This window comes from Streptomyces sp. NPDC030143, assembly GCF_055573695.1.
Window position 1 is genome coordinate 172762 of record NZ_JBVIAY010000012.1, and the last position, 23452, is coordinate 196213.

Sequence of the window (23452 nt, forward strand, 5' to 3'; positions counted from 1 at the left end):
GGGATCCTCGTGGACGAGCTCGTCATCCGGGACGCGGACGTCGTGGACGGCTCCGGCGGGCCGTCCTACCGGGCGGACGTGGTGGTCGACGGCGGACGGATCGTCTCCGTCGTGCAGGAGGCCGCGCAGGCGGGCTGCCAGCGCCCGAGGGCCCGCCGTGAGCTGGACGCCGAGGGGCTGGTCCTCTCCCCCGGGTTCGTCGACATGCACGCCCACAGCGATCTGGCGCTGCTGCGCGACCCCGACCACAGCGCCAAGGCCGCGCAGGGCGTCACGCTCGAGGTGCTGGGGCAGGACGGCCTGTCCTACGCGCCGGTCGACGACCGCACCCTGGGCGAGGTCCGCCGGGCGATCGCCGGCTGGAACGGCGCCGGCGACGACATCGACTTCGACTGGCGCTCGGTCGGCGAGTACCTGGACCGGCTCGACCGGGGCATCGCGGTCAACGCCGCGTACCTGATCCCGCAGGGCACCGTCCGCGCGCTCACCGTCGGCTGGGAGGAGCGCAGGGCCACGCCCGAGGAGCTGGACCGGATGCGGCGACTGGTCGCGGAGGGCATGCGGCAGGGAGCCGTCGGCATGTCGTCCGGGCTCACCTACCCGCCCGGCATGTACGCCGACGACGCCGAACTCACCGAACTGTGCCGCGTGGTGGCGCACTACGGCGGCTACTACTGCCCGCACCACCGCTCCTACGGCGCCGGCGCGCTGGAGGCGTACGGGCAGATGGTGGCGCTCGCCCGGGAGGCGGGCTGCCCGCTGCACCTGGCGCACGCGACGATGAACTTCGGGGTGAACGAGGGCCGGGCGCCGCACCTGCTGGCCCTGCTGGACGACGCCCTCGCCGCCGGCGACGACATCACGCTCGACACCTACCCGTACACCCCGGGCTGCACCACCCTGGTCGCCCTGCTGCCGAGCTGGGCGGGCGAGGGCGGCCCGGCGCAGGTGCTGCGCCGCCTCGCCGACGAGGAGACGGCCGAGCGCATCCGCCGCCACCTGGAGGTGACCGGCTCGGACGGCTGTCACGGCGTGCCCGTCGAGTGGGACACGGTCGAGGTCTCGGGCGTGGGCGACCCGGCGCTGACGTCGTTCGTGGGCCGTACCGTCGAGGAGTCGGCGCGCGCACGCGGCGAGACGCCCTGGGCGACGGCCCGCCACCTGCTCCTCGCGGACCGTCTGGCGCCGACGGTCCTCCAGCACGTCGGCCATGAGGAGAACGTCCGCGCGATCATGCGCCACCGCGTCCACACCGGCGGCTCGGACGGCATCCTCCAGGGCGCCGCACCGCATCCCCGCGCCCACGGCACCTTCCCGCACTACCTCGGCCGGTACGTAAGGGAGCTGGGGGTGCTGTCGCTGGAGGAGTGCGTCGCCCACCTCACGGGACGCCCGGCGGCCCGGCTGCGCCTGCCGGACCGCGGGCTGGTCCGCGAGGGGTACCGCGCCGACCTGGTCCTGTTCGACCCGCGCACGGTCGCGGCGGGCTCCACCCACGGCGCCCCGCGGACGCCGCCCACCGGCATTCCGTACGTCCTGATCGACGGCCGGTTCGTGATCGAGGACGGGCGGCGGACGGACGTGCTGGCGGGGCGGGCGGTGCGCAGGACCCCGTAGGCGTCAGGGCTTGGGCAGGGTGCACCCGGCGGCGCTGAGGTTCAGCTGGTTGCGGGTCGTGAAGCAGGCGGGGAACTGGTAGGTCTGCTGGGCGTAGTTGATGCCCTGGCGGACGGTGACGTTGCCGCTCGCGTCGACCTCGCAGGGGTTGTTCACCGTGCAGGACTCGCCGTCCTCGTTGCCGGTGTTGTTGACGGCGACGACCTTGCCGGTGGCCTGGTCGACGACGGGCGAGCCCGAGGTGCCGCCGATGGTGTTGCAGGCGGAGGTGTAGCGGACCGAGTCCTTCCAGGTCCAGTCGCCCTCCTTCATGCGGTACACGAACCCGTCGATGCTGCAGCTGTACAGCCGCTTCCAGTAACCGGAGGCCACGGTGATCGCGGTGCCGGCGGTGGGGTGGGTGTCCTGGACGGTGAGCGCGTTGATGCCGTACGAGTTCCGGATGGTCGCGTACGTGGTGGTGAGCTGGTAGATCGTCGCGTCGGTGTCCGTCATCGTCGAGTAGGCGATCTTGCTGGCCCGCAGGGTCGCGACCCGGGTGCCGGCGGAGTTGAGCAGGCCGAAGGTGCGGCTGGAGGCCCGGTTGACGATGACCTGACCGGGCGCCGGGAAGCCGGTCTCCAGGCAGTGCCCGTTGGTGAGCACCAGCGCGGGGTCGCTGTCCAGGGAGTTCGGGAAGCGCACGACCGAGCCGGAACAGTTGCTGAGCGCCACGGTGCCGGCGAGGGTGACGGCCCGCAGGGTGGGCGAGGCCGTCGCCTTGGCGTCGGCCTTCTCCGCGGTCACCGGCGCCGCGACCGCGGGCGCCGCGCCCGCACCGGCGATCGCCAGGGCGAAGAACGCGGCGACGAGAGGCTTTCTCATGTGGGGGTCCCCTCTTGCGACAGGGCGACCGGAGATCATCCGGCCGCCCGCTGATTTGTCATGCGCATTGTTAGTGCGTAGAGGGGAGAGAACAAGGGTCGCTTTTCAGCCACGGCCCGATGCGGACGCCGAGAGCCGGCGCCGACCCTCGCTCACGGCCCGGTGCGGACGGCGAGGACCGGCGCCGACCCGCCCTCGCCCACAGGCCGGTACGGGACGGGAAGGCCGGCGCCGGCCCCCGCTCACTGGCCGTCCCGGGGCCCCCGCTGCCCCCGGCCCTTGCCGTTGCCCTTGCCGGAGACGGAGGGAGCGGGTGAGGAGGAGGGCGAGACCGTCACCGCCGCGGAACCGGAGGAGGGCGTGGGCCCGGGCGCCGTCGGGGCCCCGGCCGGGGACGACGGCGCCGCGGACGCCGTCGGGGACGCGCCGGGCTCCCGCCCCGCCGCGCCGGGAGCCGACGGGGACGCCGGCCCCGCCGACCGCGAAGCCCCCTGCGACCCCACCGGCGCGGCGGGCACGGAGCGGGTGACGCCCGGCGTGCCGTCGCCCCCGTCGCCGGAGAGCGCCACCCCGGCGACCACGGCCGCCACCGACACGACGCCCGTCGCCCCCAGGGCCAGGACGAGCCGCGAGGGCCCCCGGCGCGCGGCCCGCCGCCGGTCCGCGCGGCCCCCCGGCGCGCCCTGGCCGCGCGAGGGGACCCGGGGCAGCTCCCGCGTCTCGTCGTAGGCGTTCTCCCACCCGTGGGCCGCCGCGGGATCGGCGTACTCCTCGTACGACGACGGGTCGGTCTCCGTGTACGGGTGGTACACGTTCGGCCGCACCCGGGAAGTCTCGCTCTCACCTGGCCTGAACATGGCGGCGGATTGTAGAGAGCCGAGGGGCGCCGGGGACAGCGAGCGGCGATACCGCCGCAAAACACCCGTCCCGCGTGGTGGAAAACACCCCCCGCTCAGCGTTACCGCGCCGTAAGCTCCCTGACATGCAGGTGATCCAGTCGACCAAGCTCGCGAACGTCTGTTACGAGATCCGGGGCCCGGTTCTCGAGGAGGCGATGCGCCTGGAAGCGGCAGGCCACCGCATCCTCAAGCTGAACACCGGAAATCCGGCCGCGTTCGGCTTCGACTGCCCGCCGGAGATCCTGGAGGACATCCTCCGCAACGTCTCCTCGGCACACGGCTACGGCGACGCCAAGGGCCTGCTGGCGGCCCGTCGCGCGGTCGTCATGCACAACCAGACCCTCGGCATCGAGACCGACGTCGAGCACGTCTTCATCGGCAACGGCGTCTCCGAGCTGATCGTGATGGCGATGCAGGCGCTGCTGGACGACGGCGACGAGGTCCTCGTCCCGGCGCCGGACTACCCCCTGTGGACGGCGGCCGTCTCCCTCTCCGGCGGCACGGCCGTCCACTACCGCTGCGACGAGCAGTCCGACTGGATGCCGGACCTCGCGGACGTCGAGCGCAAGGTCACCGACCGCACCAAGGCGATCGTCATCATCAACCCGAACAATCCCACGGGCGCGGTGTACGACGAGGCGATGATCCGGGGTCTGACCGACATCGCCCGCCGCCACAACCTGCTGGTCTGCTCGGACGAGATCTACGACAAGATCCTCTACGACGGCGCCCGGCACACCCCCAGCGCCTCGATCGCCCCCGACCTGCTCACCCTCACCTTCAACGGCATGTCGAAGGCGTACCGGGTGGCCGGATACCGCGTCGGCTGGATGGCGATCTCGGGGCCGCGCGCCCACGCCGACTCCTACATCGAGGGCCTGACGATCCTGGCGAACATGCGCCTGTGCGCGAACATGCCGGGCCAGCACGGCGTCGTGGCCGCGCTGAGCGGCCGCCAGACCATCAACGACCTGGTGCTGCCCGGCGGGCGGCTCAAGGAGCAGATGGACACGGCGTACGAGCTGCTGACGCAGATCCCGGGTGTGACGTGCGTGCGGCCGAAGGGGGCGCTGTACCTCTTCCCGCGACTGGACCCCACGGTGTTCAAGATCAAGGACGACCGGCGGATGGTCCTGGACCTGCTGCGGCGGGAGAAGATCATGGTCGTGCAGGGCACGGGCTTCAACTGGCCGGAACCGGACCACTTCCGGGTGGTGACCCTGCCCACGGTGACGGACCTGCGGGACGCGATGGGCCGGATCGGGCGGTTCCTGGACGGCTACGGACAGCCCTGAATTCTGCGATCGACTCAACTTTAGACGAAATCCAAGCTAGGATGGCTTCCTGTCAGAGCACAGGAGGCCATCCTCATGTACGAGCCCATCCGCACCAAGTCGGTGCACAGCACGATGGCCGGCGCCCCCACCACGTTCCCCCGCCGTTCCCGCGAGGAGGAGCTGGACATCCAGCTCGCGGGCCATCTCGCGGCCCTGCTCGCCGTCACCGACGAGCTGCGCTCGCTGGCACCCTCCGCCGACCTGGACACCGCGGCCGAACGGCTCGCGCAGCAGGTCGCCCGGTTGCGGGGAGGGCGGACGCCGGTCCGCGTGATCCCGGCCACCGAGCCGGCGGAGCCGCACCTCGCGACGCTGCACGGGCGGGCGCACGCCCTGGCGGGCCGCGCGCTCGTCGTCGCGGCGTCCCGCGCGGACACGGCGGCGGCGATCCTCGCGGCGGAGCGCATGGACGCGCACGCCGCGGGTGCCGCCGGTCCGGCGAACGAGGAACTGACCGCCGCCCACTGACCCCTCACGGGGTCCTCTCGAACGGCCCCGGTCCGCGTGCACCCGCAGCGACGCGCGGACCGGGCGCCCTGCACGTGCGGGGGCCGCGCCGGGCGAACCGGCGCGCGCCCTGGTGGGGAGTCGACCTGCGGGCGGGCGCGACGTGCCGCTCCGCGGGAGAACGCCGTGGTGGCGGAGCGCCGTCGCGAGAACCGCCGCGTGGCCGAGGACGACCTCTGGCCGGCCCTCGACCGGCCCGACCGTGCCGTGACGGCGGAGCGCCGTCGCGAGAACGCCGTGAGGGCGGACATCGCGAGAACGCCGTCGCGGCGGAACGACCGGGGTGCCGGCCGCCGGCCCGGTACCGGTGGGCCGCGTCCGTGACGCTCGGGCACCGGGACGTCGCCGTCATCGGCGCCGCCCGGCGCGGAGGGCATGACGGGCGAAGGCCCGCCTCCGCGGGCCCGTCGGGGCGGACGGGTGGGCGGGGGCGGGCCCGGGCTCCGTACGTCGTTGGACGGAACCTCGCCGGTCTGTGGTGCTGTCACCGCGGCCGGCCGTGACGATGTTGCTGGTCAGGGCACATTCGGTAACCGGCCGCGGCGTCCGGGGGGCTGGATCAGCCCAGGCGCTGCACCAGTGCGCGGTACTCGTCCCACAGCTCCTTGGGCGTGTGGTCGCCGAAGGTGTTGAGGTGCTCGGGGATCAGGGAGGCCTCCTCGCGCCAGATCTCCTTGTCGACCGTCAGCAGGAACTCCAGGTCGGAGTCGGCCAGTTCGAGGCCGTCGGTGTCGAGGGCCCCCTTGGCCGGCAGGATGCCGATCGGGGTCTCGACGCCCTCGGCCCTGCCCTCCAGGCGCTCCACGATCCACTTCAGGACGCGGCTGTTCTCGCCGAAGCCGGGCCAGACGAACGCGCCCTCGTCGTTCTTGCGGAACCAGTTGACGTAGTAGATCTTCGGCAGCTTGGACGCGTCCTTGTCCTTGGCGACGTCGATCCAGTGGCCCATGTAGTCGCCCATGTTGTAGCCGCAGAACGGCAACATGGCGAACGGGTCGCGGCGCAGTTCGCCGACCTTGCCCTCGGCCGCCGCCGTCTTCTCGCTCGCGACGTTCGCGCCGAGGAAGACGCCGTGGTTCCAGTCGAAGGACTCCGTCACCAGCGGCACCGCGGTGGCCCGGCGGCCGCCGAAGAGGATCGCGGAGACCGGCACGCCCTTGGGGTCCTCCCACTCGGGCGCGATGATCGGACACTGCGAGGCGGGGACGGTGAAGCGGGCGTTGGGGTGGGCGGCCGGGGTCTCGCTGGACGGCGTCCAGTCGTTGCCCGTCCAGTCCGTGAGGTGGGCCGGGACCTCCTCCGTCATGCCCTCCCACCAGATGTCGTTGTCGTCGGTGAGGGCGACGTTCGTGAAGACCGAGTTGCCCCACAGCGTCTTCATCGCGTTGGCGTTGGTGTGCTCACCGGTGCCGGGCGCGACACCGAAGAAGCCGGCCTCGGGGTTGATGGCGTACAGCCGGCCGTCCTCGCCGAAGCGCATCCAGGCGATGTCGTCGCCGACCGTCTCGACCGTCCAGCCGGAGATCGTGGGCTCCAGCATGGCGAGGTTGGTCTTGCCGCAGGCGCTCGGGAAGGCGGCGGCGACGTACTTGGACTCGCCCTGCGGCGGGGTGAGCTTGAGGATCAGCATGTGCTCGGCCAGCCAGCCCTCGTCGCGCGCCATGACGGAGGCGATGCGCAGGGCGTAGCACTTCTTGCCGAGCAGGGCGTTGCCGCCGTAGCCGGAGCCGTAGGACCAGATCTCACGACTCTCGGGGAAGTGCGAGATGTACTTGGTGGAGTTGCACGGCCACGGGACGTCGGCCTCGCCCTCCTCCAGCGGGGCGCCGAGGGTGTGGACGGCCTTGACGAAGAAGCCGTCGGAGCCCAGCTCGTCCAGGACGGGCTGCCCCATGCGGGTCATGGTGCGCATGGACACGGCGACGTAGGCGGAGTCGGTGATCTCGACGCCGATCGCGGAGAGGTCCGAGCCGAGCGGGCCCATGCAGAACGGCACGACGTACATGGTGCGCCCACGCATCGAGCCCCGGAAGACGCCCTTCTCCCCGGAGAAGATCTCCCGCATCTCCGCGGGGGCCTTCCAGTGGTTGGTCGGGCCGGCGTCCTCCGCCCGCTCGGAGCAGATGAAGGTGCGGTCCTCGACACGGGCGACATCGGTCGGGTCGGAGGCCGCGTAGTAGGAGTTCGGGCGCTTGATCGGGTCGAGTTTGCGGAAGGTGCCCTTCTCGACCAGTTCCTCGCACAGCCGCTCGTACTCGGCCTCGGATCCGTCACACCAGACCACGTTGTCCGGCTGGGTCAGTTCGGCGATCTCGTTCACCCACGAGATCAGTTCCCGGTGCTGGGTGGGGACGGGGGGAGCCGCGATGTCGCGCGCCACGTTCGCTCCTAGGTGAGGGTTTTTGTTCTTGTCTGCCCCGTGGGGGCTGCGACCCGGATGCTTCGCAGCGAGCTGCTGAGCGCTCATCCGGTGCCGACCGCACTCATTTGATCATCCGACGCGTCGGCCCATCTGTCCAGAGGGCGTCACAGATGAGCAGGGTGAGGCTCGCCACGTGTCGCCGCGTGTTCACTCACGGTCCCCTGACGACCCGCCGCGGGCATGAGATGATGGCCACTCTTCGTCCCCCGTCCCGCCGGAGTGATCCGGGGTCCGTAGGTACGATGCGGGTCATGACTGCGTCCGCCCCCGACGCGCCTTCGGACACGCCGGCCGCCGGCCGTGGCCCCGTGGCGCTCTCCCTACCGCATCCGGTCAAGCCCAAGCTCCGCGGCTGGCTGCATCTCGGGATGTTCCCGGCCGCCCTCATCGCAGGTCTCGTCCTCACCGCGCTCGCCGACTCCACGCGAGGCCGCATCGCCTGCGGCGTCTACTCCCTGACGGCCTGCCTGCTGTTCGGCGTGAGCGCGCTGTACCACCGGGGTGACTGGACCCCGCGCATGGACGGCATCCTGCGCCGCCTCGACCACGCGAACATCTTCCTGATCATCGCGGGCACCTACACCCCCCTGACCCTGCTCCTGCTGCCCGACAGCAAGGGGCGGTGGCTGATGTGGGGCATCTGGGGGGCCGCGCTGGCCGGAATCGTCTTCCGCGTGTTCTGGGTGGGCGCGCCGCGCTGGCTGTACACGCCCTGCTACATCGCCATGGGCTGGGCGGCCGTCTTCTTCCTGCCCGACTTCCTGCGCACGGGCGGCATCGCCGTCCTCGTCCTGGTGATCGTCGGCGGCCTCCTCTACAGCGCGGGCGGCGTGATCTACGGCATCCAGCGCCCCAACCCCTCGCCCCGCTGGTTCGGCTTCCACGAGGTCTTCCACCTGCTCACGCTCGCCGCGTTCGTCGTGCACTACATCGGCATCTCGCTGGTGGCCTACGGGCACACGTAGAGCGTTCGCGCGCCTTCCCCCACCCCTTCCAGGGCCACGGCTTCCCCGCCGTGGCCCTTTTCGCGGCCGTGTGACAGCTGCTTTTCTCTCCCACCGACCGTCACTTCTTTCTCTCCCACCCACTGTCACTTCGCTCGCACCGCCGGCGCTTCGGTGGTCGCCGCCCGCGTCCCCGCCGGGTGCCGGCCGGGCACCCGCCGTACCGACTCCGCCGACGGCCCGGACATGGCTGTCCCGCGGGCCGATGCCCGACAATGACCAGCATGACGGCCGCACGTACCTCCTCCCCCGCCGACCGCCCCCGGCTCGGACTCCGTGAGCGCAAGAAGATCAAGACCCGCGAGGCGATCCGCACCGCGACCTACGCCCTCGTGCGGGAGCAGGGCTACGAGGCCACCACGATCGAGCAGATCGCCGACCGGGCCGAGGTGTCGCCGTCGACCGTCTTCCGCTACTTCCCCACCAAGGAGGACATCGTCCTGACGGACGAGTACGACCCGGTCCTGACGGAGGACCTGCGGTCCAGGCCCGCCGGGGAACCCTGGACGGACAGCCTGCGGCACGTGATGCGGGAGGCCGTCCGCACCGGCGTCGAGGAGGACGCCGAGGTGGCGCGGCTGCGGACCCGGCTCATGGTCGAGGTGCCGGCGGTGCGGTCCCGGATGATGGAGAGCATGTCGGTCACCGGCCGCGCGCTCTGCACCGCCATCGGCGAGCGCACCGGCCGCGACCCCGACAGCCTGGAGGTGCGCGTCTACGCCATGTCCCTCGTCGGCGGTCTGATGGAGACGTCCCTGTACTGGGCCGAGAAGGGTCACCGGGACGACTTCGCCTCCCTCGTCGACCGCGCCCTGGAAGTCCTGCAGAGCGGCCTCACCCGGGAAGAGCTCTGAGGGCTCCGAACAGGGGGTCCTGCACTGTGAGGGCCGCGTGGTCCGGTGCGGTGCGTCGCAAGGCGCCGGAGAGTCCTCGCAGCGGAGCCAACAGGGCTCTCCGGCAACACGGCGAGGTGCGGTGCCGGGCCGCGCGGCCCGGGCGGGCACAGTGCAAGGACCCCTGAGGGCCCTCCGCCTCCCCGTGCCATGCTGACCGGGTGAGCACACCCGAGATCCACGTCGAAGTCGCCCCCGACCTGGCCCTGTTCGTTCCGCACGCCCGCCGGTCCGGCGCCCACGCCCTCGCCGTCGACGGGGTCTCCACCCTCGGCCATGTCGTCGAGTCCCTCGGCGTGCCGCTGACCGAGGTCGGCACCCTGGTCGTCGACGGCGCCCCCGTGCCGTTCTCCCACATCCCGGCGCACGGCGAGTCGGTGAGCGTCCGCCCGGTCGAGCGCCCCCAGCGGGTACCGGGCGCGCCCCTGCGTTTCCTCCTCGACGTCCACCTCGGCACCCTCGCCCGTCGGCTGCGCCTGCTCGGCGTGGACACGGCGTACGAGTCGACCGACATCGGCGACCCGGCGCTCGCCGCCCGCTCGGCCGCCGAGCGGCGGGTCATGCTCAGCCGCGACCGCGGGCTGCTGCGCCGGCGCGAGCTGTGGGCCGGCGCGTTCGTGTACAGCACCCGTCCCGACGAGCAACTGCGGGACGTCCTGGACCGGTTCGCGCCCGCGCTGCACCCCTGGACGCGGTGCACCGCCTGCAACGGGCTGCTCAGGCGGGCCACCAAGGAGGAGGTCGCCGACCAGCTGGAGCACGGCACCCAGCGGTCGTACGACGTGTTCGCGCAGTGCCGGGAGTGCGGCCGGGCGTACTGGAAGGGCGCGCACCACGAGCAGCTGGAGGCCATCGTGGAGCGCGCCCTGGAGGAGTTCGCTGGCAGGCGCTAGGGGGTGTTTCGAAGTTCCTGTGCGCTGCCCGCGGTGTCCGGTGCGTGCTCTCGGCGTGCCGGACGAAAGCGCTCGTACTGGAGGTACTCGTGCTTTCGGCCGGTGCGGCGAGAGGGCGTGCCGGGCGCCGTGGGTGCTGTGCGGGACTTTCGAAACACCCCCTAGCGCTGCGTACCCGTCAGGTCACCCCTGCCGCAGGCGATGCGGTCCCTGTCGCGGTCGAGGCCGTGGCGGTCACGGCCTCCGACCGGAAGAGTCGTGCCGTAGCCCTTCTTCCTCAGCCAGTCGCACCGCTCGGCGATCCGGTCCACCTTCTTCGGGAAGGTCCACGGCACGCACTGGCTGACGGTGCCGTAGGAGTGGTCGCAGCCGTCGTAGCCCGCGGGCATCGTGTGGCCCTTGTGCCCCTGGTGGTGCAGGACGTCGGTCCTGGCGTCGCTCTTCGGGCTCGCCGTGCTCCTCCTGCTCGCCGGGACCTCGGTCAGGTTCTCCGCGAACTCCTGCACCCGGGCCGTGGCGACCTGCCCGTCGGTGCCGATCCGCACCCACCGGGACACCGAGGGCACGCCGCCCGCGTCGACGACCGACAGCATGTACCAGCCGGGCGGCGCCAGGTTGGGGTTGCTGGTGAGGCTGAGGTCGACGGTGTTGCCCTCGACCGTCATCGGCAGGTCGACATAGCGCTGGTTGGGGTCGGAGGAGTGGGTGATCGCGGCCGGGCGGATCAGGGACGCCTTCACCACCGGCTTGTCGACGGTGATGCGCTGCGCGGTGCCGTACGCCCAGGTGGTGTCGGCCACCGACGTGATCTGCGGCCGGTCGCCCCTGAACAGGTACGGCGGCCGGTAGATCGACACGCGCTGGTCGAAGGAGCCGTCGCCCGGGTTGTCGCCGACGCTCAGCACACGGCCGTCGGGCAGCAGCAGGGACGACGAGTGGTAGGTCCGCGGGACCGGGTCGGTGGCCAGGCCCGGCTCGAACGTGTTGGTCGCCGGGTCGTACATCGACGCCTCGAAGACGGGGTCCTCGCGGTAGGTGTGCAGGGCGCCGCCGGTCTCCAGGACCTTGCCGTCCGGGAGGATGACCGCGGAGACGTACACCTTGCCCTGGTCGCCGGTCTGCGGGCTGCCGTCCCGGTAGCGGCCCTGCGGCAGGTCGGGCCCGGGCACGTACCGCGGCGAGTCGGCCTTCATGTCGATGACGTCGACGAGCCGGTGCGCGTCGGGTGAGACCGTGTGGTTGCCGCCGCCGATGGTGACGACCTTCTGGTCCTGGGCGGGCGGCAGCAGCACCGACATCGACTGGTCCCGCTCGTCCTTCCTGCGCAGGCCCGGTACGTCGGCGATGGTGCCGGCGTCGTAGTCGTAGACCGAGGCGCCGGTCCCGGGCAGGCCGTTGCCGAAGACATGGCTTCCGGTGTAGAAGAGGCGGCCGTCCTGGAGCAGGATCATCGACGGGTACAGGCCCCAGAAGGACCACGCCTGTTTGGCCTCGCCGAGTGGCAGCCACTTGTTCTGGGCGTGGGAGAAGTGCTCGTTGACGACCGTGCCGGAGGAGTCCTCGGCGAGGCCGCCCAGCGAGAGGACGTCACCGTTGCCCAGGGCGGTCGCCGACGGGTACCAGTGGCCCGCCAGCATGTCGTTGACCTTGAGGTACCTGTTCTGGGCCGGGTCGAAGACGTAGCTGGAGCGCAGGCCCTTGTAGCCGACGCTGCCGTCGGGTGCGGCGTAGTCCTTGTTGCCGCCCATGACGAGCACCCGGCCGTCGGGGAGCTGGACGTGTCCGGCGCAGAAGAAGTCCTCCGGCGTCGGGATGTCGGTGTAGGTGCCGGCCACCGGGTCGTACACGGACGTCCTGAAGGTGCCCGCCTCGAACATGTCGAGGTCGTTGCCGGAGCCGGCGATCAGCAGGACCTTGCCGGTGTGCAGCAGCACCGAGTGGATGGCCCGGACGGGCATCCGGGTGCTCTGCACGGTCCACTCGCCCTTGCACTCCGGTCCGGTGCCGCCGGTGGCGCAGGGGTCCGGGCCGGAGGGGACGGTGGCGTCGGTCATCGTGTAGTCGTCGGTGGTGAGGGTGCCGACGCCGTAGAGGGCTGCGCCCCAGGTGACCTGGTCGGTTCCCGGTGGGATGACCGGTGTGCGGACCTCGGTGCGGCTCCAGCCGGCCGACTGCTCCAGGGTCTTGAGGTCGGTCCAGTACACCCAGCCCAGGGCGGTGTCGTGGCGGAAGATGGTGAACGCCACGTTCGGGGTCGTGGACCTGTACCAGAACGACAGGTCGTACTGGCGGCCCGGAACGACCTGCGGGGCGCAGGCGTTCTCCAGCATCATCGTCTTACGGTCGCCGTCGGCGCGCCGGGTCAGCTCGATGCGGACGGCGCGGCTGCCGCTGTGGGCGTCGTCGGTGACGGTGAAGGTGTGGTCGTTGTCGCCCCAGCCGGACTTCTCGAAGCACTGCGGGAACCCGGTGGGTGCGTCGAGGGTCTCCAGGCCGGAATTCCTGACCAGGTTGGTGGCGGCGGTGGCGGGTTGGGTGCCGAGCGGGCCGAGCCCGAGGGCGGCGGCGAAGAGCATGAGGGCGGTCAGCAGCAGGCGGGGTGTTCTGCCTCGGGGCAGCGGCCGACGCCGTGCTGGTCTGCGAACTCCGTACATATGGGTCCCCCCTGGGTCACGGGCCCCCGGCGTGCCGGGGCCCGGCGTCACTCGTCGTTCTCGATGCGGAGGATGTCGATCCGGCCGCCGCCCTCGCCGAAGGTGGCGACGGGGGTGCCGTGGGCGAACAGGTCCCGCAGGGTGGGGAGGTGTTCGCGTTCACCGCGCAGGGCCGGGGTGGACACGACGTAGTCGATGTCCTTCCAGCCGTGCGGCAGCGTCTTGGTGACCGCCGGGTCCTGGTCGAGCTTGTAGTGCCAGATGACACCGGTGCCCGGCCGGTGACCGGCCTCGACCGCGTCGAGCCACAGCACGCCGTCGGTGACGATGCGCACCTCGGAGCGGTCGCCCACGGGCGTCTCGCGCAGCCAGCGGGCGGCGTCGTGGTAGACGCCGTTGTCCTCGGCGGTGGTGGCGGAGCGGTCCCGTTCGTACCAGTGCGGTCCGGCGAGGACGGCGGCGACGGCGACGGCCGCGACGGCGGCGGCGGCCCGCAGCCGGGGCCGGCCGGGCAGCCTGGTCACCAGGGCCTGGGTGAGCCCGGCGAGGGCGAGCGCCAGGAACGGCAGGGCCTGCACGATGTACATCTGCGGCAGGTAGCCGCCGGGCCGGAGCGCGACCAGTGCCAGAACCAGGACGGCGAGGGCGGCCGGCCGCAGCCGGCGGACCGCGAGCGCGCACAGGGCCGCCGCTGCGCCGCCGATCAGCAGGTAGGGGTCGCGCTCCAGCCAGTCGGTGAACAGTTGGTGGGCGTCGGTGCCCTGCCGGAAGGCCGATCCGCTGCCCTCGCGCCCGCCGAGCTGGAACGTGAGCGTGCCGAGCAGCGAGACGTGTCCGGCGCCGGGGAACAGCTCGCCCTTGAGCAGGGCGTACAGCGGGTAGAACAGACCGGTCAGGACGAAACCGGAGCCGAAGCCGGCGAAGGAGAACTTGCGGGTGCTGGGGTGGCTGCCCTGCCAGAGGGTGACCAGCAGCACGGGCAGCAGGACCCCGATGGTCTCCTTCGACAGCACCGCCAGGGCGAACGCGACGCCGGCGGCGACGTGGTGCCACAGGTGGCGGCGCGGCGACAGCGCGAACGCGAAGGACGCCAGCACCCACAGCACGGCGAGGTTGTCCAGGTAGATCTGCCGGTGCAGGACCACCGCGAGCGGCGAGAGCGCGTACAGCAGCAGTGCCGCGGCGGCCGTGGGGCGGGCCAGCCCGAGGCGCCGGCCGATCACGTAGACGAGGAGCATCGACGCGACGGCCACGGGCAGCATCGCGATCCGCCCCTGGACGAACGTGGGCAGGTCGGGCAGGAGCCAGTTCGGCAGCCAGGAGACGGCGGCCAGTTGCATCCAGCCCAGCGGCGGGTGGTCGTACCAGTAGGTGTAATGCGCGAGTTCGCCGTGCTGGACGGCCCACGCCTGGGCGAGATACGTACCCTCGTCGTCATTGGGAAAGGGGTAATTCCCGATTCCCAGGATCCTCACCAGGAGACCGGTGAGGAGAACGGGCGCAATCCAGAAACAATCCTTTCGTAACACGCTTCCGCGTATGGAGGAGCGGCCGTCCTCCGAATCCCCGGACGCCGGCCGGGAAACGGAAGAGGAAGTTTCGAATACGTCTGAGCCGGACCCGTCACGCGCACGGGTGTGCGACATGGCAGTCCCCATACGGAATCCCCCCACCCACTTCTGGAGCCTGAAACAGCAGTGGGCCTCCCCCTCGAAACCCCCCGGAATCAGGCATGCCGGAGCATCATGGCACAGGCGGTAGCCGGACGTGTACGGAATCTACGGGTCCGCATAAAGCCGGTATCATCACGCCTGGGTCATATTGCGGGGGAAATGCCGAACCTGCTAACTTCGGCCCTACTTTGCTCGTGGGCCTGCTTCGATCATGCGCGAAAACTCCGGAAGATCCGGAGTGAGAGCCGGCTGGGAACCGGATTCTCGCCAAGGGCCGGGAAGAGCACGAGCGTCTCTGAAAACCCGTCGGCCGGGGGGCCGCAGGCGGACGGGACAACTCCGCCGGAACACCGGACAGAACAACATGTTCACACAAGGGTGACCAAGAAAGACCGAGGGGGGAATTCGTGGTCTCCGCCATTCTTTTCATCGATTCGATCGTCCTCATGGCCGCCGCCGGCGTGACCCTGTGGTGGATGCTGCACGCCTGGCGCACACCGGAGACACTGGAGGCGACGGCCTTCGCCGCACCCGACGGCAGAGCGGACCTGTCCTTCTCCCTCCTGGTGCCGGCCCGGCACGAGGAGGCCGTCCTGCGGCACACGGTCGAGCAGATGTTGCGCATCGACCACCCGGACTACGAGATCCTGCTGATCGTCGGCCACGACGATCCGGGAACCGCCGCCATCGCCCACGAACTGGCCGCCGAGCACCCCGACCGGGTGCGCACGGTCGTCGACACCCACGCCAGGAAGAACAAGCCCCGCGCGCTCAACACCGCGCTGCCGCACGCCCGCGGCGAGGTCGTCGGGGTCTTCGACGCCGAGGACGTGGTCCACCCCGAACTGCTCACCCATGTCGACTTCGCCTTCCGGCGCGAGAACGCCGACGTCGTCCAGGGCGGCGTGCAGCTGATCAACTACCAGAGCAGCTGGTACAGCCTGCGCAACTGCCTGGAGTACTTCTTCTGGTTCCGCAGCCGGCTGCACCTGCACGCCCGCAAGGGGTTCATCCCGCTCGGCGGCAACACCGTCTTCGTCCGCTCGGCGCTGCTGCGGGAGACCGGCGGCTGGGACGGCGACTGCCTCGCCGAGGACTGCGACCTGGGCGTCCGGCTGTCCAGCGGCGGCGCCAAGGTCGTCGTCGCCTACCACTCGGCGCTGGTCACCCGCGAGGAGACACCCGACTCGATCAAGGCCCTCTACAAGCAGCGCACCCGCTGGAACCAGGGGTTCCTCCAGGTGCTGCGCAAGGGCGAATGGCGCCGGCTGCCCGGTTTCGGCCAGCGGATGCTCGCCCGCTACACCCTCAGCACCCCGTTCGTGCAGGCCGCGACCGGGGTGATGATCCCGCTGGGCATCCTGTTCGCCGTCATCGGCGGTGTCCCGCTGCCGTTCTCGATGTTCGCCTGGCTGCCCATGCTGCCGATGGCCGCCATGATCGTCTTCGAGGCGGTCGCCCTGCACGACTTCGGCCGCGAGTACGGCTTCCGCATCGGCTTCACGCGGTACGCCAAGCTCGTCCTCGGGGGCCCCGTCTATGCTGTGATCCTGGCGGCCGCCGCCCTGCGCGCGGTGTGGCGCGAGTACACGGGACGCCGCGACTGGGAGCTGACCTCCCACGTCGGCGCTCACCTCCCCGTCCAGACCCCGCAGCCCCAGGAGGCACGGTGACGGCGCTGCCCGCCGACGTGTCCATCGTCGTCCCGACCTTCAACGAAGCCGACAACATCCGCGAGCTGCTGTCCCGCATCAGCGCCGCCGTCCCCGCCGGAACCCGCGCGGAGGTGGTCTTCGCCGACGACTCCACCGACCGCACCTGCGAGGTGATCGAGGACGCGGCGAGCTACAGCGAGATCCCGGTGATCCTGCACCACAGGCCGGTCCCCGAGGGCGGACTCGGCGGAGCGGTGGTGGAGGGCATGGCCCGCGCGTCCGCGCCCTGGATCGTCGTCATCGACGCCGACCTCCAGCACCCGCCCGAACTCATCCCCGAGCTGATCGCCCGCGGCGAGCGGACCGGCGCCGAACTGGTCGTGGCCAGCCGCTACGCCTCCGGCGGTGACCGCAGCGGCCTGGACGGCGGTTACCGCAGGCTGGTCTCCAGCACCTCCACGCTGGTCACCAAGTCCCTCTTCCCGCGCGCCCTGAGCGGTCTCACCGACCCGATGAGCGGCTTCTTCGCGATCCGCCGCACGGCCGTCGACCGCGCCTCCTCGCAGGACGAGGGGCTGCAACCCCTCGGCTACAAGATCCTCCTCGAGCTGGCCGTACGGTGCCGTCCGCGCGGCACGGCCGAGGTGCCGTACGCCTTCGGCGAGCGGCACGCCGGCGCGTCCAAGTCGACGACCCGCGAGGGCATGCGCTTCCTGCGCCACCTCATCACCCTGCGCACCGCCGACCCTCGCACCCGCGCGGTCGTCTTCGGCCTGATCGGTCTCTCGGGCTTCGTCCCCAACCTGGCGCTCCTCTGGCTGCTCACCACCTGGGCCCCCGGTCTGCACTACGCCCCGGCGGAGATCGTCGCCAACCAGGCCGGGCTGTTGTGGAACTTCGCCCTGATCGACTCCTTCGTCTACCGCAACCAGCGCCGGCACCGCCGACGCGGTGTCCGGCTGCTGTCGTTCGCGGCCGTCGGCAACATCGACCTGGTCGCCCGCATCCCGCTGGCCGCCCTGCTCATCGGCGCCGCCGACATGACACCGCTCCCGGCCACGGCCCTCGCCATGGCCGTCGTCTTCACGGCGCGCTTCCTGGTCGTCGACCGCTGGCTCTACGGCCGCCTGCGCGGGCGCGAGAGGACGACGGCCGCCCGGGTCCCCCCGGAGACGATCCCGGACCCGGTCCCGGACCCGCTGGGCTGACCCGGACAACCCCGGGGCCCGGGGTCAGCATCACGCCCACCCCGTGTCCCGGATCGGCTTCCGCCCCGGATCACGGGGTGAGCTTCTCCTTGAGTCCCCCGGCATCCGTCACCGGCACGTCACACACGAACTGCCGGCAGACGTACGCCGTCGGCGCGCCCCCGACCAGCACACGGTCGGCGAGCAGCGGGAACTCGTCACTGTCCGGCGTGCCGCAGGCCACCACCGCGCCCGGAGCGGCCGCCAGCAGGGCGGTGCGGTGCAGTTCCCCGGTGGCCGTGTCGTCGGCGGAGGGCCCGACCACCGCCACCTCCCGCGGCCCGTCCCGCAAGGCCTCCGCCGCCGCCAGTCCCCACCCGATGAACCTCGGCACGCGCGGTCCCAGCGCCTTCACGACCCCCAACGCCCGCTCCGCGGCGGAGCGGTGCGCCTCGGAGCCGGTGTGGGCGGCGTACCCCAGGAGAGCGGACGCGGCGGCCGACCACCCGGAGGGCACCGCGTTGTCGGTGGGGTCCTGCGGCCGCCGGATGAGCCGCTCGGCGTCCTCGGCCGTGTCGTACAGCGCCCCCGACTCGGGATCGGCGAAACGGGCCAGGACATGGTCGAGCAGGAAGCCCGCGAACTCCAGCCACGCCCCCTCCCCCGTCACGGACGCCAGCGCCAGGAACCCCTCCGCCACGTCGGCGTAGTCCTCCAGCACCCCCGCGTTGGCGCCGACCCTCCCGTCCTTGCTGGTGCGGGCCAGCCGCGCGTGGTCGTCGAGGTGCAGCCGGACGAGGAGGTCGGCGGCGGCGAGGGCCGCGTCGACCAGGTCGGGGCGGTCGAAGTACGCGCCGGTCTCGGCGAGGGCGGCGATCGCGAGCCCGTTCCAGGCGGCGACGACCTTGTCGTCCCGGCCGGGAGCGGGCCGCGCCGCCCGCGCGTCCAGCAGCCGTTCCTTGACGGAGGCGATCCGCTCCGCGTCGAACACGCCTTCTTGCTGCGGGAGTTGCAGCACGGACGCACCGTGCTCGAAGGTGCCCTCCTGCGTCACCCCGAAGTAGTGTGCGGCCAGTTCCGCGTCCTCGGCGCCGAGGACCTCCGTGAGCTGCTCGGGCGTCCACACGTAGTACGCGCCCTCGACGTGCCGTCCCGTCCCGTCGTCGCTGTCCGCGTCCAGCGCGGAGGCGAACCCGCCCTCCGCGGTGCGCAGTTCGCGCACCATGAAGTCGGCCGTCTCCAGCGCGACGCGCCGGGCGAGCTCCGAGCCCGTCGTCCGCCACAGATGGGCGTAGACCCGGCACAGCAGCGCGTTGTCGTACAGCATCTTCTCGAAGTGCGGCACGACCCAGTCGCGATCGACGGAGTAGCGGGCGAAGCCGCCGCCGAGCTGGTCGTAGATGCCGCCTCGGGCCATCCGCTCGCAGGTGTCCTGCGCCATCTGCAGGGCGCCCTCGGCGCCGGTCCGGGCGTGGTGGCGCAGCAGGAACTCGATCACCATGGACGGCGGGAACTTCGGCGCGCCGCCGAACCCGCCGCGCTGCGGGTCGTACTCCCGGGTCAGCCCGAGCAGTGCCTGCGCCAGTTGCTGGTCGCCGGGCGCCTGTGCGTCGCCGTACGAGATCTCCCGTCCGGAGAGGTCGCGCACGATCTTCCCGGCGACCTCCGCGACCTCCTCGCGCCGCTCGTTCCAGGCGTGGCTGACCCCCTCCAGGACCTGCCGGAAGGACGGCATGCCCTGGCGGGGGGCGGGCGGGAAGTAGGTGCCGAAGTAGAAGGGCTCGGCGTCGGGTGTGAGGAAGACGGTCATGGGCCAGCCGCCCTGCCCGGTGGCGGCCTGCACGGCCTCCATGTAGACGGCGTCGACGTCGGGCCGCTCCTCGCGGTCGACCTTGACGCTCAGGAAGTGCGTGTTGAGGTAGTCGGCGGTCTCCTGGTCCTCGAAGGACTCGTGGGCCATGACGTGGCACCAGTGACAGCTGCTGTAGCCGACGCTCAGCAGCACCGGCACCCCCCGCCTGCGCGCCTCCTCGAACGCCTCCGCCGACCAGGGCCACCAGTCGACCGGGTTGTCGGCGTGCTGGAGGAGGTAGGGGGACGTCTCATGGGCCAGTCGGTTCGCCATGGTGTCCATCCTGCCGCAGTACCCCGTCCGTGACGCGTCAGGCATCGCGCCGCCCGCGACCGCGCCCCCGGCGGACGGACCTTCTCCGCCCCCTGGTGCCCGTGCGCCCCACCAGCGCGCACGGGCCGGACACGCCGTGGCCGTCGGAGGGGGACCGCCATGCGGGAGAGCCATCGCCCCGAAGACGGACGGCTGTTGGCGCGGGCCGTGGCTGAGGAGGTACGGCGCTCGGGCGGCCGTACCGGCCGGCAGGCGCTGCTGACCCGGGCGCGCGGAGCGCTCTGGACGCGGTGGTGCAGACCGCCGCCGAGGAGTACACGGCGTGCGGGCGCGCCGTCGAGGAGGCGGAGGCCGGCCGGCTCGCTTCGGGCAGCGGTAGGCGCGGGAGGGCGGTGGCGGGACGCCGTTGCCGGTGCGGGGGGCGCGGCCGTGACGACTGCGGTCGCGGTCCGGCGCTGGGGGCCGGGCCGGGTACGGCGCCGGGGGCGGGCGTCGCCGTCGGGGGTGGTCGGCGCGGGCGACGACCGGGGCGAGGGGGGCCGGAGCCCGTCTGCCGGCCGCGCACCACCGCGCGGGGGCGGCGGGACAGCCGTGCGGGTCGCACCAGCCGCGGCTGCCGTGGCTGACGGCGCTGACGGCGCGGGATTCGTCCGGTCCTGGACCGGTTGCGGGCTCTGCCCGCGGCGGCCGGCCCGCGGAAGGCGGTGCCGAGGCGCGGCACCGACCACCTGTCCCACTCACCGCGCCCCCTGCGCGCCCGCACGCCCACCGGGTACGCCGAGGCCTGCGGCCTCTTCCTGGAACGGGGAGTGCGCCCGGAGTCCGGCCGGCAGGCGTGGCGCCCGGGGATGGTGCCGGGGCGGCGTGCGCAGGAGGTGCCGGGGGGCGGACTCGGTGCCGGACAGGCGCGGCCGGGCGGGCGCCCGGGCCGCGCTCAGCCCTTCGCCGGCGAGGCCTCCCCCGTGGTCCCCCGGCCGGAGGCGTCCTCCGGCGGGGTCTCCTCGAAGTCGACCTTGCCCATGTGCTTGTTCATGGACCTCATCAGGCCCCACACGGCCAGGGCCATCACCGCGAAGACGATGAAGCCGAGAACGCCGGGGGTGACCTTGTCCTCGTCCACCTCCTTGGCGAGGGTGGCGAACTGTGTCACTGCCAGGCTCACGCTTGCGCTCATGTCAGGCATTGTCGCGGATGCCCGCAAAGAGGTCGTCCTCGGGGAGGGAGGTATCGACGTGCGACTTCGCGAGCTCGTACTCCTCCGTGGGCCAGACCTCCTTCTGGATCTCCATGGGCACCCGGAACCAGCCGCCGTCGGGGTCGATCTGCGTGGCGTGCGCGATCAGGGCCTTGTCGCGGATCTCGTAGAAGTCGGCGCACGGAACGTGCGTGGTCAGGGTGCGGTCCATGTGTCCGGAGTCGTCCCAGCGCTTGAGCCACTCGCCGTAGGGGGACTCCAGGCCGCGGTCGAGCATGGCCCGGTGCAGCGCCTCGGTGCGCGGGCGGTTGAAGCCCTGGTTGTAGTAGAGCTTCAGCGGCCGGTACGCCGGCCCGAACTCGTCCTCCGGGTACTTGGCGGTGTCGTCCGCGCCCTCGAAGGCCACCATGGAGATCTTGTGGGTCATGATGTGGTCGGGGTGCGGGTAGCCGCCGTTCTCGTCGTAGGTGGTGATCACCTGGGGACGGAAGGAGCGGATCTGCCGCACCAGCTCGCCGGCCGCCCGGTCGACGTCCTCCAGGGCGAAGCAGCCCTCGGGCAGCGGCGGCAGCGGGTCGCCCTCGGGCAGGCCGGAGTCGACGAAGCCGAGCCACTCCTGCTTGACGCCGAGGATCTCGCGGGCCTCGTCCATCTCCTTCTTGCGTACCTCGTGGATGTGCTCCTCGATGTACTTGTCGCCCTGGAGCTTCGGGTTGAGGATGGAGCCGCGCTCCCCGCCCGTGCAGGTCACGACCAGCACGTCCACCCCCTCGGACACGTACTTCGCCATGGTGGCCGCGCCCTTGCTCGACTCGTCGTCGGGGTGGGCGTGCACGGCCATCAGTCGCAGCTGGTCAGTCAAGACTCAAATCCTCAGTCAGTCGGCGCCCCCCGTGGAACGGGGTGCGATCGGCGGCTTCTATAGTGACCGAATCGGGGGGCCAATAATTCCGGGGCGCCGCTCCGGCAGCCCACTTTCGGACCTCCGCCCGTCCGGGCCGGAGGCCGCGCCGAGAGGACGATCATGAGCACGGCGAGCACGCGCGCACCCGAGGGCCGTTACGGCCGTTCCTCGGACGAGCGCGCCGACCGCACACTCAAGGTCGTCGGCGGGGTCCTGGGCGCGCTGCTGATCGCGCTGGTGGGCTACTTCGCCTATCACTACGTCGGACAGAACAAGATCAGCGGCGAGGTCATCGCCTTCAAGGTGCTGGACGACGAGGTGCAGGTGCACCTGGAGGTCCGCAAGGACGCGGGTGCGAGCGGCTACTGCACGATCCGCTCGCAATCCCAGAACGGCGCCGAGGTGGGCCGCGCGGACTTCCGCTTCTCCGGCTCGGAGACGCGCATCGACAAGGTGGTCACGCTGCGCACGACGGCCCGGGGGACGACCGCGGAGCTGCTGGGCTGCCACGCGGACTGACCGCCGGACGTCCCCTGCAATACGGAGGCGCTGACCTGCGTCGACGTAATTCTGGTGCCTTATGTCCTCCCCCTTCGGCCGCTGAATTGTTAGGCTCGTGGTTTCGCCCATCCCTGGAGGAACATGCTTCCGGGTAGGGCGAGCTTTGTATTCCCAGTACCGACGAGGAGCACCTGTGACCCAGACCAGCGAGAACGTCACCTGGCTGACCCAGGAGGCGTACAACAAGCTCAAGGACGAGCTTGAGTACCTTACTGGTCCTGCGCGCACGGAGATCGCCGCCAAGATCGCGGCCGCGCGCGAGGAGGGCGACCTGCGTGAGAACGGCGGGTACCACGCGGCCAAGGAGGAGCAGGGCAAGCAGGAGCTCCGTGTGCGCCAGCTGACCCAGCTCCTGGAGAACGCGAAGGTCGGTGAGGCCCCGGCGTCCGCGGACGGTGCTGTGGCGCCCGGCATGGTCGTGACCATCGCCTTCGACGGTGACGAGGACGACACCCTGACCTTCCTGCTGGCCTCGCGTGAGTACGCGAGCGCCGACATCGAGACGTACTCGCCGCAGTCCCCGCTGGGTTCCGGCGTGATCGGCCACAAGGTCGGCGAGGACGCGGAGTACGAGCTGCCGAACGGCAAGAAGGCGTCCGTGCGCATCCTGAAGGCGGAGCCCTACAGCGGCTGACGGACCGGAGTCCCGCGGAACGGACCCCCGGCGCCCCCCAGGGCGCCGGGGGTCTCGTCATGCCGTCGCCGAGCGGTGCTCGCGCGCCGCCGGCGTGCGGAAGGCCGGCACGACCAGCACCGAGCAGACCAGCGAGGCCCGGACCGGGTGCCGCACGGGCCAGGCGTCGGAGGCCGACCGTCCGGGGTCGTGCGAAGAGCACACGACAGGCCCGGAGGGTGGTGCTGAAGGGGGTTCCACTCGGCGATGCGGCGCAGCAGGGCGCCACGTTGCCGGTGTCGACGAACAGCACCACGCACATGATGGGCTGGATCAAACCGAAGATCACCACTTCGGGGATCCTCGACATGCCGATCAAGTTGCGTTTTGCAATGATCGGGGAGTCCCGGACCGACTTGCCCGACCGAGTGACACGGGAGGGGAGAAGA

At 71.6% G+C, this 23452-nt stretch carries 18 protein-coding genes and 1 pseudogene; 10 read left to right on the top strand and 9 right to left on the bottom strand.

Annotated features, from left to right (window positions below; genetic code table 11):
- Nucleotides 1–9 precede the first annotated feature (9 nt).
- Entirely contained in the window at nt 10–1617 is a 1608-nt protein-coding gene (locus tag ACZ4YY_RS21825; protein ID WP_468292541.1) for an N-acyl-D-amino-acid deacylase family protein, read from the top strand.
- 3 nt (nt 1618–1620) lie between these two features.
- On the opposite strand, the gene ACZ4YY_RS21830 is transcribed toward ACZ4YY_RS21825, so the two are convergent.
- Both ACZ4YY_RS21830 and ACZ4YY_RS21835 read right to left on the bottom strand, forming a co-directional pair.
- Entirely contained in the window at nt 1621–2481 is an 861-nt protein-coding gene (locus tag ACZ4YY_RS21830; protein ID WP_468292543.1) for a S1 family peptidase, read from the bottom strand.
- A gap of 242 nt (nt 2482–2723) precedes the next feature.
- Entirely contained in the window at nt 2724–3338 is a 615-nt protein-coding gene (locus tag ACZ4YY_RS21835; protein WP_468292546.1) for a hypothetical protein, read from the bottom strand.
- A 125-nt stretch (nt 3339–3463) separates the two neighbouring features.
- Between ACZ4YY_RS21835 and ACZ4YY_RS21840 the strand changes: the two genes are divergently transcribed.
- Both ACZ4YY_RS21840 and ACZ4YY_RS21845 read left to right on the top strand, forming a co-directional pair.
- Nucleotides 3464–4675, top strand: coding sequence for a pyridoxal phosphate-dependent aminotransferase (locus ACZ4YY_RS21840; RefSeq protein WP_468292549.1), 1212 nt, complete (start codon nt 3464–3466; stop codon nt 4673–4675).
- A gap of 75 nt (nt 4676–4750) precedes the next feature.
- Nucleotides 4751–5185 (top strand): SCO4983 family protein, encoded by a 435-nt coding sequence (locus ACZ4YY_RS21845; RefSeq protein ID WP_468292551.1) that lies wholly within the window; start codon nt 4751–4753, stop codon nt 5183–5185.
- A gap of 598 nt (nt 5186–5783) precedes the next feature.
- Here ACZ4YY_RS21845 and ACZ4YY_RS21850 read toward each other — a convergent pair.
- Nucleotides 5784–7604 (bottom strand): phosphoenolpyruvate carboxykinase (GTP), encoded by a 1821-nt coding sequence (locus tag ACZ4YY_RS21850; RefSeq protein WP_468292554.1) that lies wholly within the window; start codon nt 7602–7604, stop codon nt 5784–5786.
- 293 nt (nt 7605–7897) lie between these two features.
- Here ACZ4YY_RS21850 and trhA point away from each other — a divergent pair, with 293 nt between their 5' ends.
- From trhA to ACZ4YY_RS21865, 3 genes are all read left to right on the top strand, one after another.
- The gene (trhA, locus tag ACZ4YY_RS21855; RefSeq protein ID WP_468292556.1) at nt 7898–8611 is read left to right on the top strand and encodes a PAQR family membrane homeostasis protein TrhA; all 714 of its coding nucleotides are present in this window, start codon (nt 7898–7900) and stop codon (nt 8609–8611) included.
- Between the two features lie 263 nt (nt 8612–8874).
- The gene (locus ACZ4YY_RS21860; protein WP_468292559.1) at nt 8875–9504 is read left to right on the top strand and encodes a TetR/AcrR family transcriptional regulator; all 630 of its coding nucleotides are present in this window, start codon (nt 8875–8877) and stop codon (nt 9502–9504) included.
- 200 nt (nt 9505–9704) lie between these two features.
- Nucleotides 9705–10436: a Mut7-C RNAse domain-containing protein gene (locus tag ACZ4YY_RS21865; RefSeq protein WP_468292561.1), complete on the top strand. Its 732-nt coding sequence runs from the start codon at nt 9705–9707 to the stop codon at nt 10434–10436.
- Between the two features lie 161 nt (nt 10437–10597).
- Here ACZ4YY_RS21865 and ACZ4YY_RS21870 read toward each other — a convergent pair whose 3' ends face one another.
- Nucleotides 10598–13090 carry a galactose oxidase-like domain-containing protein gene (locus ACZ4YY_RS21870; protein ID WP_468292563.1) on the bottom strand — a complete coding sequence of 831 codons (2493 nt, stop codon included), beginning with the start codon at nt 13088–13090 and terminating at the stop codon, nt 10598–10600.
- A gap of 47 nt (nt 13091–13137) precedes the next feature.
- A complete protein-coding gene (locus ACZ4YY_RS21875; protein ID WP_468292566.1) occupies nt 13138–14565 on the bottom strand; it encodes an ArnT family glycosyltransferase in 1428 nt (475 codons plus the stop codon).
- A 644-nt stretch (nt 14566–15209) separates the two neighbouring features.
- Here ACZ4YY_RS21875 and ACZ4YY_RS21880 point away from each other — a divergent pair.
- Both ACZ4YY_RS21880 and ACZ4YY_RS21885 read left to right on the top strand, forming a co-directional pair.
- Entirely contained in the window at nt 15210–16436 is a 1227-nt protein-coding gene (locus tag ACZ4YY_RS21880; RefSeq protein WP_468292696.1) for a glycosyltransferase family 2 protein, read from the top strand.
- Nucleotides 16433–17626, top strand: coding sequence for a glycosyltransferase (locus tag ACZ4YY_RS21885; RefSeq protein ID WP_468292569.1), 1194 nt, complete (start codon nt 16433–16435; stop codon nt 17624–17626). Before ACZ4YY_RS21880 ends, ACZ4YY_RS21885 begins: the two co-directional genes overlap by 4 nt.
- 70 nt (nt 17627–17696) lie before the next feature.
- Here ACZ4YY_RS21885 and ACZ4YY_RS21890 read toward each other — a convergent pair whose 3' ends face one another.
- The 3 genes from ACZ4YY_RS21890 to mca all read right to left on the bottom strand — a co-directional run bounded on the left by ACZ4YY_RS21890 (nt 17697) and on the right by mca (nt 21766).
- Nucleotides 17697–19730, bottom strand: a complete 2034-nt coding sequence (locus ACZ4YY_RS21890; RefSeq protein ID WP_468292572.1) for a thioredoxin domain-containing protein — start codon at nt 19728–19730, stop codon at nt 17697–17699.
- Nucleotides 19731–20664: 934 nt separating this feature from the next.
- A complete protein-coding gene (locus ACZ4YY_RS21895; RefSeq protein ID WP_468292575.1) occupies nt 20665–20913 on the bottom strand; it encodes a hypothetical protein in 249 nt (82 codons plus the stop codon).
- A complete protein-coding gene (gene mca, locus ACZ4YY_RS21900) occupies nt 20906–21766 on the bottom strand; it encodes a mycothiol conjugate amidase Mca (RefSeq protein WP_468292699.1) in 861 nt (286 codons plus the stop codon). The genes ACZ4YY_RS21895 and mca overlap by 8 nt, the downstream gene beginning before the upstream one ends.
- Nucleotides 21767–21949: 183 nt before the next feature.
- On the opposite strand from mca, the gene ACZ4YY_RS21905 reads away from it, so the two are divergent.
- Nucleotides 21950–22348 (top strand): DUF4307 domain-containing protein, encoded by a 399-nt coding sequence (locus tag ACZ4YY_RS21905; RefSeq protein ID WP_468292578.1) that lies wholly within the window; start codon nt 21950–21952, stop codon nt 22346–22348.
- A gap of 175 nt (nt 22349–22523) precedes the next feature.
- Nucleotides 22524–23024, top strand: a complete 501-nt coding sequence (gene greA, locus ACZ4YY_RS21910; protein ID WP_356941301.1) for a transcription elongation factor GreA — start codon at nt 22524–22526, stop codon at nt 23022–23024.
- A gap of 283 nt (nt 23025–23307) precedes the next feature.
- Here greA and ACZ4YY_RS21915 read toward each other — a convergent pair.
- Nucleotides 23308–23424 (bottom strand): annotated as a pseudogene (locus ACZ4YY_RS21915) (ABC transporter permease); the annotation flags it as partial.
- Nucleotides 23425–23452 lie beyond the last annotated feature (28 nt).